At 37.6% G+C, this 12,325-nt stretch carries 15 protein-coding genes; 7 read left to right on the top strand and 8 right to left on the bottom strand.

The window, feature by feature from the left end:
* Positions 1 to 41 precede the first annotated feature (41 nt).
* The 5 genes from AWM68_RS21620 to AWM68_RS20460 form a co-directional block, all read right to left on the bottom strand.
* Positions 42 to 218, bottom strand: a complete 177-nt coding sequence (locus tag AWM68_RS21620; RefSeq protein ID WP_156488492.1) for a hypothetical protein — start codon at positions 216 to 218, stop codon at positions 42 to 44.
* Between the two features lie 134 nt (positions 219 to 352).
* Positions 353 to 1,255: a ClpXP adapter SpxH family protein gene (locus AWM68_RS20475; protein ID WP_066245982.1), complete on the bottom strand. Its 903-nt coding sequence runs from the start codon at positions 1,253 to 1,255 to the stop codon at positions 353 to 355.
* Positions 1,239 to 1,652, bottom strand: coding sequence for a hypothetical protein (locus AWM68_RS20470; protein WP_066245981.1), 414 nt, complete (start codon positions 1,650 to 1,652; stop codon positions 1,239 to 1,241). The genes AWM68_RS20475 and AWM68_RS20470 overlap by 17 nt, the downstream gene beginning before the upstream one ends.
* Before the next feature lie 130 nt (positions 1,653 to 1,782).
* A complete protein-coding gene (locus AWM68_RS20465) occupies positions 1,783 to 2,454 on the bottom strand; it encodes a lytic transglycosylase domain-containing protein (protein WP_082820832.1) in 672 nt (223 codons plus the stop codon).
* A gap of 38 nt (positions 2,455 to 2,492) precedes the next feature.
* Positions 2,493 to 3,080 (bottom strand): CYTH domain-containing protein, encoded by a 588-nt coding sequence (locus tag AWM68_RS20460; protein WP_066245980.1) that lies wholly within the window; start codon positions 3,078 to 3,080, stop codon positions 2,493 to 2,495.
* Between the two features lie 239 nt (positions 3,081 to 3,319).
* Between AWM68_RS20460 and AWM68_RS20455 the strand changes: the two genes are divergently transcribed.
* The 4 genes from AWM68_RS20455 to AWM68_RS20440 are packed head-to-tail and all read left to right on the top strand — an operon-like array spanning position 3,320 to position 6,063.
* On the top strand, positions 3,320 to 3,718 hold the full coding sequence (locus tag AWM68_RS20455; protein ID WP_066245978.1) for a hypothetical protein: 399 nt from the start codon (positions 3,320 to 3,322) through the stop codon (positions 3,716 to 3,718).
* Positions 3,715 to 4,362 (top strand): GTP pyrophosphokinase, encoded by a 648-nt coding sequence (locus AWM68_RS20450; protein ID WP_066245976.1) that lies wholly within the window; start codon positions 3,715 to 3,717, stop codon positions 4,360 to 4,362. The genes AWM68_RS20455 and AWM68_RS20450 overlap by 4 nt, the downstream gene beginning before the upstream one ends.
* Positions 4,363 to 4,376: 14 nt before the next feature.
* On the top strand, positions 4,377 to 5,171 hold the full coding sequence (locus AWM68_RS20445; RefSeq protein WP_066245974.1) for an NAD kinase: 795 nt from the start codon (positions 4,377 to 4,379) through the stop codon (positions 5,169 to 5,171).
* Position 5,172: 1 nt separating this feature from the next.
* A complete protein-coding gene (locus AWM68_RS20440; protein ID WP_066245971.1) occupies positions 5,173 to 6,063 on the top strand; it encodes an RluA family pseudouridine synthase in 891 nt (296 codons plus the stop codon).
* Positions 6,064 to 6,086: 23 nt separating this feature from the next.
* On the opposite strand, the gene prpE is transcribed toward AWM68_RS20440, so the two are convergent.
* Positions 6,087 to 6,827: a bis(5'-nucleosyl)-tetraphosphatase PrpE gene (gene prpE / locus AWM68_RS20435; RefSeq protein ID WP_066246043.1), complete on the bottom strand. Its 741-nt coding sequence runs from the start codon at positions 6,825 to 6,827 to the stop codon at positions 6,087 to 6,089.
* 66 nt (positions 6,828 to 6,893) lie between these two features.
* Complete coding sequence (locus AWM68_RS20430; protein WP_066245968.1) at positions 6,894 to 8,051, bottom strand: FtsW/RodA/SpoVE family cell cycle protein; 1,158 nt, start codon at positions 8,049 to 8,051, stop codon at positions 6,894 to 6,896.
* A 151-nt stretch (positions 8,052 to 8,202) separates the two neighbouring features.
* On the opposite strand from AWM68_RS20430, the gene AWM68_RS20425 reads away from it, so the two are divergent.
* The 3 genes from AWM68_RS20425 (at position 8,203) to fabI (ending at position 11,314) form a co-directional block, all read left to right on the top strand.
* Positions 8,203 to 10,047, top strand: coding sequence for a monovalent cation:proton antiporter family protein (locus AWM68_RS20425; protein WP_066245966.1), 1,845 nt, complete (start codon positions 8,203 to 8,205; stop codon positions 10,045 to 10,047).
* 235 nt (positions 10,048 to 10,282) lie between these two features.
* Positions 10,283 to 10,429: a hypothetical protein gene (locus AWM68_RS21785; protein ID WP_197468218.1), complete on the top strand. Its 147-nt coding sequence runs from the start codon at positions 10,283 to 10,285 to the stop codon at positions 10,427 to 10,429.
* A gap of 105 nt (positions 10,430 to 10,534) precedes the next feature.
* Positions 10,535 to 11,314: an enoyl-ACP reductase FabI gene (gene fabI, locus AWM68_RS20420; protein ID WP_066245964.1), complete on the top strand. Its 780-nt coding sequence runs from the start codon at positions 10,535 to 10,537 to the stop codon at positions 11,312 to 11,314.
* A gap of 46 nt (positions 11,315 to 11,360) precedes the next feature.
* Here the strand turns inward: fabI and AWM68_RS20415 are convergent, their stop codons facing one another.
* The gene (locus AWM68_RS20415) at positions 11,361 to 12,323 is read right to left on the bottom strand and encodes a UDP-glucuronic acid decarboxylase family protein (RefSeq protein WP_066245962.1); all 963 of its coding nucleotides are present in this window, start codon (positions 12,321 to 12,323) and stop codon (positions 11,361 to 11,363) included.
* Positions 12,324 to 12,325: the final 2 nt, after the last annotated feature.

Genomic DNA, 12,325 nt, shown 5'->3' with positions numbered 1-12,325 from the left:
TCCTGTCCGAAATCACCGGGCAGGATTTTATTTATGTTCTTTTATCCGATTCGTCTCAGTTTTGAGCGGTAATTAAACAATAGGGTTGTTAAGAGTACCGCGATAAAAAGGCTCGGTACAGCAAGAAGTTTTGGTGCCATATTTAATAGAGAGAGCACAAAAAAGTAAAAGCTCCCTGCTAGTGAAATAAGGCTTATGATCATCATAATGAGATACATGTGATTTCTCCCTCCTTTGTACATGTTTATTCAAGGCACGGGAGGATATGCAAGCAAGTCCTTATGAGAATGGCTTCTTCTTAATATGATTGTTGTTTTTTAGTTTTTTACGATAAAAAACCCGCTTTTATCATTCAGCGGGTTGGGACGTATCTCCAAAATGTACCGTATTTTACAGGGACTCGTTCCACTTTTTGCTGCAAGACAAGTCGTTTTAATCTTTTTTCTGCTTCTTCACAACTAATTTGGTAAACTACAGATACTTCTTTCGTTGCAACAAACGAGTATGTGGAAAGAAAATCTTCCAATTCAGGAAGCGGAGATGGCTCCAATGGTTCACCTGACATTTCTTTGAGAATTTCTACATACACATCATAGGAATAGCAGCCTGAGATTTTAATCCCGTCGTCATCCGTTTTGTCGTTAAATACAATAAGGGTAGGGATTTGTGTAACGTCCATCTCTTGAGAAAACTTTAAATCGCAGCGCAATGCTTTTATAGTTGCTTCAGATGATAGATCACTTAAGAATTCTTCTTCGTCTAATTGAACAGAGCGAGCAATATCTAACAAAACCTCATCGTTTCCGATATTTTGTTTATTTAAGAATAAATTTTCCCTTAACTTTCTTAAAAACTTCATTCCCTGCTGCTTCCCTTGAAGTTCTGCAGCTTTTATAGCTAATGTTGCCTTGTGTGGAGCAGAGATCGGATTTTCGAACCACACATCTCCATCACAGCTCATTCCGGAAAGCGATGCTGTTTTTTCCCGCTTTTCAGCAATCTGTTCAGCAGTGTTGATTCCTTTTTTTCGTGGAACATACGTGTTTAAAGACTCAAGGCTGCCACAAACAAAATGGCGTAATGTAAAATATTTACCATATTGAACTTGCAGCTTTTTTAAAACAGGCTCCAATGACCAGCATTCTGGGCATAGCGGGTCGATGACAGCATAGATTTCCAATGGCTTTTGACAGGCATGGTTTTTATTGTTCTCTAGATCGTCGTAAAAGGAATTGGAATTATACAGTGTCAGCATTCTCGCCCCTTTCTGAATCCTCAGTATTCACCATATGATAAGCAGTCATTTTTAATCGGCTTAACAAAAAGTTTTTCAATTCAGGCTCTAAATTATGAGTGGCCATCGCCTGTTCCATACAAGAGAGCCAAGCTTTTGCATGAGAATTTGTTATAGGAAACGGCATATGGCGCATCCTTAGCATAGGATGTCCAAATTCCTCTGTATATAGCGGTGGCCCTCCAAAAAACTGACTTAAAAATTGAGTTTGTTTATATGCAGTCTCCGTAAGATCGTCAGGAAAAAGCGGAGACAGTAAAGGATCTTGTCCGACCAAACGGTAAAAAGTCGTTACAAGCTTCTCGATGCCTTCTCTTTCTCCTAAAGAAACGTATGGTGTTTTTGTTTCGTCAAACATGGTGCAAAAGCTCCTTGCTTTAATTTGTAATTTTATTGTAGCAAGGTTTATGAAGTGTAAGCAAACAATATGAATGCTCAAGGATACACATAGCAAAAACTGTAATAAAAAAACCCTCAATGAGTGAGGGCTAAACGAACGTATGATATGTGTTCATGATTTTTTTTACATAGTTGATCGTCTCTTTAAATGGCGGAATGCCATTGTATTTTTCAACATTGCCTGGGCCAGCATTATAAGCTGCAAGCGCAAGCTGTTTGTTGCCATCATACTTATCAAGCATCATCTTTAGGTACTTTGTTCCTGCTTCAACGTTTTGAACCGGATCAAAAGGGTTTGTAACTCCAAGGGATTTTGCGGTAGCAGGCATTAGCTGCATGAGCCCTTGTGCACCAGCATGGCTTTGTGCAGTGGTCTTAAAGTTAGATTCATGTTTAATTACCGACCGGATTAAGTGAGGATCAACTCCAAATTTACTTGCTGTATTTTGAATCAGCTCATCCAATTTTTTTGATGGAATGTTTAATTTCTCAGATGAAATGCTTGTTACCCCAAAAAAAGATGCTTCAGGGAGTGAATATTGAGGATTAGCTGCTAAAGGCATATTGGAATTCGTGTAAGTCCTCATGTTAAGCATTTCGTTAGAGTTATGATTAAGCCCTGCCTTAGAATAGGCTTCCTGCAATAATGCTGCAAAAGGACTTTCGTTGGATTGCAGAGATTCTGATGTAGAGGAAGTGTTTACGTTCAGCTGTTGCAGCGCCTGTATTTCCATAAGCGCTTTATATGATTGGATATTCAAGGAAAGTCCTCCTAGATAGATATGCTGACATTGAACTTTTAGCCTTTTGTCTTTTTGTTACTCTCGGAAAAGAAGCGAGCAATCTTACTTTCTGTAACACGTTCAGGTATTTCCTTTTCGGCTAATAATTCTTTAAAATTTTTCAGTCCAACCTTATAATCGGCAGATTCATATTCAATTTCATAGTCGATTTTACCTAAATATTGATTTTCATCTAAAACAAGCAGTCCTGCTTTGTAGGGAAATTCTGCACGAAATGTAGTGAGTTCTCCTAGATATGTAATCTTTGAAACGTGAATATCTAAATCCGTAAGAACATCATAAACAGCACCTTCAGGTAGCGTCTTTCCTTTTAATAGACCGGCAAAAACATCTTTTGAAAGTGTCTGATGCGTTTCTAGAATATGTTCTTCAAACTGTTGTTTTAAGGTGAGTGTGTACGCATCATTCTTCATTCGGACACGTAAGGCGCTTTTATGCCCTTTAAGCTGGAATTTCTCAGTGTCAAAATAATAATTGGTTTGTTTTACAAAATCATTCTTGCTGATCTCAAATTCTTGAGTAAGCCGAAAAAATTCTTCCTGTGTTAGTAAATTCTTAAATTCAATTTCTATTTCTTGAGACACTTCTTGATCCTCCCTAGATTCCTTCAATATAGCTCTAATTTTATAAATAAAACGTATGAATGTGGCTTATCGCCTGCCCCGCGGAAAGCGAGCACCTGGAACGTAAATCAACTACCTTCAAGAACTTCAAAACTTTATGAAAATTAAACTCATTATCTCATAGCTATACATGCTTCTCAATTTCTTAATAAATTCCTATTTTGTGTTACACTAAAAGGGAAGAAACAGGAGGTTTTAACATGATGCCACTACGAGTGAATGTGCAGTCAACTGCATGGAACGAAAATAAACTGATTCTGCTTGTACAAAGTGATGTGGGAAAAGAATTATCCCAATGGAAAGACAGCGAGAGAATGCTTGTGGATTCCGACGGATTAGCATTCATTTATGTACTTGAAAGAGAAGAAGGGTTTATTTATATCTCAATTGATCACAACCACTGGAATGAATTGAAAATTGGACTTCAGAAGAAAGCTGATTTCGTTATTAAAAGTGTAACAGGAGAAGAGCGTGAACTTACTGCTTTCTCTAGAGAAATGGAATTTTTGACGGACAATATACAAGGAAACGCTAACTATGGGCAACAAATGGAGAATGAAGTAATTAAGGTTTTTGGAACAGAGGAAGAAGCGCAATGAGCATGGATTGGGAAGCACTATTAATTCCGTACAAGCAAGCTGTAGATGAACTGAAGATTAAGTTTCGCGGAATCCGGGAACAATTCGAGAAATCAAATCAGCATTGTCCGATTGAGTTTGTTACAGGAAGAGTGAAACCCATCAAGTCGATCGTGAACAAAGCTTATCAAAAGAATATTCCGGATAACCATCTTGAGAAGGAAATTCAAGATTTGGCTGGCCTGCGAATCATGTGCCAGTTTACAGATGATATCAAAACAGTTATTAATCTTCTTCGCCAGCGCAACGATTTTACAATTGTGGAAGAAAGAGATTATATTACGCATAAAAAACCAAGCGGTTATCGATCGTATCACCTTGTGATTGAGTATCCTGTTCAAGTTTTAGATGGAGAAAAGAAGATTCTCGTTGAAGTGCAGGTTCGTACACTTGCAATGAATTTTTGGGCAACAATCGAACACTCTATGAACTATAAGTATCAAGGCCAGATTCCTGAAGACATTCGACAGCGTCTGCAAAGAGCTGCAGAGGCAGCAAATCGCCTAGACGAAGAGATGTCTCAGATTAAAGGAGAAATACAAGAAGCACAGCTCGTGTTTTTAGAACGAAATGATAATTCTAATGAAACCAATCTAGGATCATAAAGGATGGAGAGAGAATGAAATTTGCCATCATATCAAAAGGCGATAGCAAATCCAATATACTAACGGAGAAGATCCGTGCATATCTGGAAGAATTCGAACTAGTCTATGAAGATAAAGAACCCGAAATCGTCATAACTGTAGGCGGTGACGGAACATTGCTTCATGCTTTTCATCATTATGTTCATAGAATAGATCAAACAGCATTCGTTGGTGTTCATACAGGTCATTTAGGTTTTTTTGCGGATTGGCTGCCTGAAGAGGTGGAAAAACTTGTTATACATATTGCAAAGACACCGTTTCAAATCGTAGAATATCCGCTTTTAGAAGTTACAGTTCGATACATTGATGGAATTGATGAAAAAAGGTATCTGGCCGTTAACGAATGTACGGTAAAAAGTGTTGAAGGCTCTCTCGTCATGGACGTTGAGATAAAAGGGGAGAGGTTTGAAACCTTCCGAGGTGATGGGTTGTGTATTTCTACACCATCTGGAAGCACTGCTTACAATAAAGCTCTAGGCGGGGCGATTATTCATCCTTCATTGGCGTCTATTCAACTATCAGAGATGGCTTCTATAAATAACCGGGTATTCCGAACGATTGGGTCCCCGCTCGTTCTGCCGCAGCATCATACCTGTATTTTGAAACCTGTAAACGATGTGGATTTTCATATCACCATCGATCACCGGTTTTTAGTGCAAAAAAAAGTAAAATCTATTCAATATAGGGTAGCTGAAGAAAAAATACGATTTGCTAGGTTTCGACCATTTCCATTTTGGAAAAGGGTTAAAGAATCGTTCGTTGGAGATTGATATGAACCATTTTAAAATCACTTGGACAGTTGAAAAAAATGAGGCTCCAGTTCTTTTACGAGACTATCTAAAAACGAAACAAATTTCAAAAGCAGCGCTGACCGATATTAAATTTCAAGGCGGCGCTCTTTTTGTGAATAAAGAAGAAGTAACGGTAAGAAAAGTCTTAAATAGCGGTGATGAAGTAATCGTCTGTTTTCCGCCAGAATCGAAGAGTGAATCGATGGAAGCAGAGGATATATCAATAAACATCGTATATGAGGATGAACATTTTTTAGTTGTCAATAAACCTGCAGGTATGCCAACAATCCCGTCTTATTATCAACCAAAAGGTTCACTTGCTGCAGCCGTTTTATTTTATTATCAGGAAAAGGGAATACCAGGTACGTTTCATGCTGTAAATCGATTGGATAAGGACACCTCAGGAATCGTTTTAATTGCTAAACACCGATTTGCCCATTCTCTTATGTCTAAAAAACAGATCAATAAGTCTATAAAACGAGGTTACATCGCTTTTGTTCATGGAAAAGTAGAGAGACTGAATGGTACAATTGACTCTCCGATTGGAAGAAATCCTGACAGTATCATTGAACGAATGGTTAGGGAAGATGGACAGCAAGCGATCACTCATTATGAAAAAATAGATTATCTTCGGGACCGAGATTTTTCAGTTGTCAGACTAACGTTGGAGACGGGAAGAACTCATCAAATTAGAGTTCACATGGCATCAATTGGTCATCCGCTCTTAGGAGATGACTTGTATGGCGGCAGCTACGACTTCATCAATCGCCAAGCACTCCACAGTGAACGAACAATTTTCACACACCCATTTACTGATGATCAAATAAAATTAGAAGTAAGTTGTCCAAAGGATATGAAGGATTTGTGGTAATCGCACAAATCCTTCATATCTTTTTAATCATCAAATGAGCGAAACTTTTCAGGTACGAAAGGAAGTGATGAAGGAACACTTACTGACTCAAGCTCAGGATATTTTAAGGCACTTAATTTACCTCCAAAGACACAACCTGTATCAATGTTCCACGTGTTTTGAATATGACGGACTTCTTCAACTGGTGTATGACCATAAACGATGGTAATTCTGCCAGAATGTTTTTTTGCCCAGTCTCTTCTAACTGGTGTTCCATCGGGATTGGTTTCTCCAGTTATATCTCCATATAAAACAAATGTTTTTACTTTATTATGTGTCTGACCTACATAATCTTCGCGTATTCCAGCATGAGCTACAACTAGCTTTCCATCATCAAGATGTAAATAAAGCGGTGCATTTTCATAGAGGTCACAAAAATGATCTCTAATTTCTTGTCTTCTATCCTTACTTAGTGCCTTTAGTTCAGCTACGGTCGTCTCTAATCCGTGCTTGATCTGAACATTACGCCCTAAAAAATACCGGTAAAGTTTGTTGCAGTGGTTACCAGGTGTATAAAGTGCAAGATCATTTTTCACGAGCTCGTAAACATGTTCCATTACTTTTATAGACTCAGGCCCACGATCCATTAAATCTCCCAAGAAAACAAGTTTCCGGCTGTCATTATGTATGGGCAATCCGTTATTCCACTCGTAGCCCAACTTTAACAATAGCTCACAATACTCTTTATAACATCCATGAATGTCACCAATAATATCATATTTCATCATTTCACCTCATCCTCCATAGGATACTTCAAAGGTAAAAGAAAAACACCTGAAAAAAATCAGGTGTTATTCAAACATGTATTTTACTGTTCTTGAACGAACATTCAGAACGAGACCAAATGCGATCATACATGCGAGTACTGAACTGCCTCCATAACTGATGAACGGGAGGGGGATACCAGTGATTGGCATAACTTGAATGTTCATACCGATATTTTGAAATACTTGAAAGGTAAACATGCCGATAACACCAGCACATAGATAACTTCCAAATGCTTCATTGCTTTCGAGAGCTGTATTAATCATTCTGTAGACCATTAAGAAAAAGAGTGAAATCACAAAACTTGTTCCTACAAAACCAAATTCTTCTCCGATAATTGAGAAGATAAAATCAGTTTGAGCTTCTGGGAGGTATACAGATCCTTCTGTAAATCCTTTTCCAAAAAGCATTCCGCTCCCAATGGCAAGCAGAGCGTTTCTCGTATGATATCCAGCGTCTTTATGTCCATAGGGATCAAGCCATGCATAAAATCGGTTCAGCTGATATTGATCTAGGATGTGTTCTACGAAAAATTGAGGAAAGGTAAAATATATCCAAACCAGGATTGATATAAATAAAATAAAGGAAAGAATAAGAATAAGTATAATTCTCCATCTAATTCCTGACACAAGCAGAAGGCTACCTGTGATTGCCATAAAAACAAGGCTCGTACCGAGGTCAGGTTGCAATAATACGAGAAAAGTTGGAAAACCAGCGATTACAGCAATTTTCCCAAGTAGCAACAAGTCTTCATGAATGGTACGAATAATATACTTTTCATTATGTGTTGCAATCGTATTTGCTAGGGCAATTACGAGCGCGACTTTTACAAGCTCCGACGGCTGAAGTGCAAAAGGTCCAAATCTGTACCAGCTTTGTGCACCATTAATGTTTGGTACAATGCTTTCTGGTGCAGCAAGAATTCCTAATAACAACAGGATGCCTAGTCCATATAGATACCAAGATAACTTTCTGAACTGATCAAAGTCTAACACCATCACTCCGACTACAGCAATGCCACCGATAATGTACCATACGATTTGTTTTATAACGAAGTTGCTGCCGTATTGATCCATCATCTGTGCACTATAGATCGCAATACAGCTTGAGATGACCATTAAGAATAAGATAAACAATAGATTGTAATCGAGTTGCTGCCATGGAGATCTGTGGTTATTTTGCATGTGGAATCGACTCCTTAAAGTAAAACAATAACATGTATTATCTTACCTAAAAACAGGGCGTTTGCAAATCATTTTGAGCACAATCGTTTGACATTTCTTTTTCTGCTTTACTATAGTAAACCAATAATAAATAAGAAACTATGGAGGGGTTATGGAAGAACATGCATCTTTTGCTTCATTAGTAATTGTCATTCTTACAGCATTTTTTGTTCCTATCTTACTGAACAAATTCCGTTTAAAAATTATTCCTGTTGTCGTTGCCGAAATTATTGTAGGAATCATCTTAGGAAAAAGCGGTTTTGATATTGTTCATTCAGACGCTTGGCTTGAAATACTGTCCGTGCTTGGCTTTATCTTTTTAATGTTTTTAAGTGGTCTTGAAATTGATTTTAGTATCTTTGCAGGAGAAGCAAATACAAAGAAAAAGAATGCGGAGAAAAAAGAGCCTAACCGTCTTGTTGTCTCAAGTGTTATTTTTCTATTTATTCTCATCCTCTCTTATGGATTATCTCTATTATTTGTTTGGGGTGGCTTTACAGAGAGTGCATTCTTTATGACACTCGTTATCTCTACGATTTCTTTAGGTGTCGTTGTACCTACATTAAAGGAAGAAAAATTATCTAAAACCACGATCGGTCAGATCATATTATTGGTTGCAGTTATTGCAGATCTTGTGACCATGATCCTCTTAGCCTTGTTTGTTTCACTTGAATCAGGGGATCCCAGCCGAATGTGGTTATTGCTCATTCTTTTCGCTGCAGGTGTGATTTTATATTTCGTAGGTAAACAGTTAAGACACAGATCTTTTCTTGACACCATGTCTAAAGGAACGATTCAGCTAGATACAAGAGCTGTCTTTACATTAATCATCGTTTTAGTCGGGCTTTCTGAATCGGTTGGCGCTGAAAATATATTAGGTGCTTTTTTAGCGGGAGTATTGGTTTCGCTTTTATCACCTAATAAGCAGCTTGTCCATAAACTGGACTCGTTTGGATATGGCTTTTTAATTCCGATCTTTTTTGTTATGGTCGGAGTAGAACTCGATATTCGATCCATTTTTGCTGATCCAAAAGCACTGGCATTGATACCATTACTATTGTTAGCATTGCTTATTTCTAAATTTCTGCCCATTTTGTATCTTCGTAAATGGTATGACTGGAAAACAGTAACGGCTGCTGGATTCTTATTAACGTCAACACTCTCACTTGTTATTGCCGCTGCTAAAATTGGGGAACGAATTAACATCATCGATGCGCGTACGTCATCTGCATTAATTTTAACAGCTGTTATAAGTGCGATCATTACACCAATATTCTTTAAGAAGTTCTTCCCAAAAAAGAAGGATGAAGAAGCGGCTAAAGAACAACTCGTGTTTGTCGGTGCAAACCAGTTTACGCTGCCCATTACGACAGAATTAGATCAAGCTCGTTTTGAATATAGACTGTATCATACGAGGCAAGAAGAGAAAGATCAGAAACAGTTAGATAGCTTTAATATTCGTGAACTTGAAAATTACGAGATAGATACTCTAAAAGCAGCGAACGTCTTTCATACCGACGTTATTGTATTTGCAACGGGAAATGATGAAACGAACAAAAATCTGGCGCTCCTTTCAAAGGAAGAAGGAGTTCAACGGATCGTTGCACGTATAGAGGATCCGGTAAAAAGGAATGCATTGAAAGAAGAAGGGATAGAAGTATATTCTGTTTACTTCTCATCACAAGTATTATTGAAAGCATTAATCGAAAATCCAGCAGTTGTTGATATACTAACAACATCAGACAACAGTCTAAATGAAATCATTGTTTCAAATCGTTCGTACCATCGAACAGCATTAAGAAACTTCCCATTCTTAGGTGACAGTATCATCGTACGAATCTATAGAGGAAAAGAGTCAATCGTTCCACATGGTGATACAGAAATACTTTTAGGAGATAAGATGGTCGTAACAGGGAGCAAGGAACAGATTCAGCAAATGAGGCAAATACTGAGTTAAAGTGATAAAAAGTGCTGGTTATCCCAGCGCTTTTTATTTTATGCGACTCTACTAAAAAATGTGGCTCACCGCCTGCTATGCTGAAGGGGAGAGTCATGAACAAGATCAAATCCCTTTCAATACTACGAAGGTTACAAAAACAGCCTTGAAAAAAAGCATTAATTTGCCATAACATCCTTAAATTTCGTTAAAAATGAGCATGCTAGGTGTAAACATAAAAAAGGAGCTGAACAGAATGAATCCAGTTGTCCATTGTCCGAAATGTCATAAGATGCATGATTTAAACCATGAAATTTTGATCGCTCAATCGAATCAAAATGTAATTTATCGCTGTGATTCTTGCGGTTATGAAGTGAAAAATATTCAGACTAGCAAAGGTTAACTAGTGAATTTCCCTATTGTTTCTGTTATACTAATTAGGACTTGGTACTAATAACAAATACTAATTATAAAAATTGAAACGTAAACAATTGGGAGGAATGCTTTTATGTATCAACTATCACTTGAAAACAAAACGTTTGTAGTTATGGGTGTGGCAAATAAAAGAAGTATCGCATGGGGAATCGCCCAAGCTCTATCAAATGCTGGTGCACGACTCGTATTTACATATGCGGGCGAAAGACTTGAGAAAAATGTTAGAGATTTAGCAGAATCTTTAGATCGAAAAGATTCAATCGTTCTTCCATGTGATATTACGAGTGATGAGGAAATTAAAAAGACGTTTGCACAACTTAAAGAAGAGGTAGGCGTTATTCACGGATTAGCACACTGTATCGCTTTTGCAAACACAGAAGAGCTAAAAGGAGAGTATTTGAACACAACACGTGAAGGCTTCCTTCTTGCTCATAATATTTCATCATACTCACTTACGGCCGTAGTGAAAGAAGCTCGTCCATTAATGACTGAAGGTGGAAGTATCATAACGCTTACTTACCTTGGTGGAGAAAGAGTTGTCTCCAATTATAATGTTATGGGTGTAGCAAAGGCTTCACTTGATGCAAGTGTAAAGTACTTAGCAAGTGATGTTGGAAAAGACGGAATCCGTGTAAATGCAATCTCAGCAGGTCCGATCCGTACACTTGCTGCCAAAGGAATAGGTGACTTCAATTCTGTATTAAAAGAGATCGAGGAAAGATCACCGCTTAGAAAAGCGAACACGCAAGAAGAAGTTGGGGATGCAGCGCTATTCTTGATGAGTGATTTAGCTCGTGGTATCACGGGTGAAATTCTTCATGTAGACAGCGGGTATAATATTATTGCTCGTTAATCGAAAAGACCGTTGATTGGTTAAATCCAACAACGGTCTTTTTACATCAACCAACATACCCAAGTTTTATTCTGTATTCCTTGATGGTTCTGAGTAAACCTTCCTGAAGGTTTATTTTTGGCTCCCAGCCTAATATTTGTTTAGCTTTATTAGTATTCGGACATCTTTGTTTTGGGTCATCCTTTGGAAGGGGATGAAAAGTAATTAAACTCGAAGAATTAGTGAGCTTTTGTATTAGGGTAGCTAGGTTTATGACTGAAATTTCTTCTGAATTACCAATATTAATAATCTCACCATTTGCTTTATCATTTTTCATCATTAAAGTTAATGCTTCTATCGTATCATCCACATAACAGAATGATCGAGTTTGCGTGCCATCTCCATATACGGTTATATTTTCTCCTTTTAAGGCTTGAGTGATGAAATTTGAAATGACTCTTCCATCATCATTGCGTAAACCCGCGGAATACGTATTAAAAATACGGGCTACCTTGACCTGAAGATTAAATAGCTGATAATACAAGTAGCAGAATACTTCACCAAGTCTTTTTCCCTCATCATAGCAAGCTCTTGGACCCCATGTATTTACACTCCCTTTATAATCTTCATGCTGCGGGTGGATCTCAGGGTCTCCGTATACTTCACTTGTGCTAAGGTAAACTAGCTTTGCATTATTTCTTTTTGCAATATCCAACATGTTTTTAGTCCCAATAGTATTTACTGCTATAGTATCGAAAGGAGTTTTTTGATAAAAGGCAGGGGAAGCAGGTGAGGCTAAATGATAAATCTCATCAATACCATTTAATTCTTCTAAGTCCATTACTTTTTCCTTGGATACATCTATCTCTATTAATGTGAAATTGGTATTTGATGAAAACGATGACAAGTTCTGTTTTTTTCCAGTTGAAAAATTATCTAAACCAATGACCTTATTTTTTTTAGATAAAAGGTCTTTAGCAAGGTGAGAACCTAAAAAACCAGCAACACCAGTAATCACAATTTTTTTCAAGG

It is taken from the genome of Fictibacillus phosphorivorans (assembly GCF_001619875.1).
In the GTDB taxonomy this organism is placed as follows: domain Bacteria; phylum Bacillota; class Bacilli; order Bacillales; family Fictibacillaceae; genus Fictibacillus; species Fictibacillus phosphorivorans_B.
The sequence above is the reverse complement of the archived record's forward strand: the minus strand, read 5'-3'. Positions and strand labels throughout refer to the sequence as shown.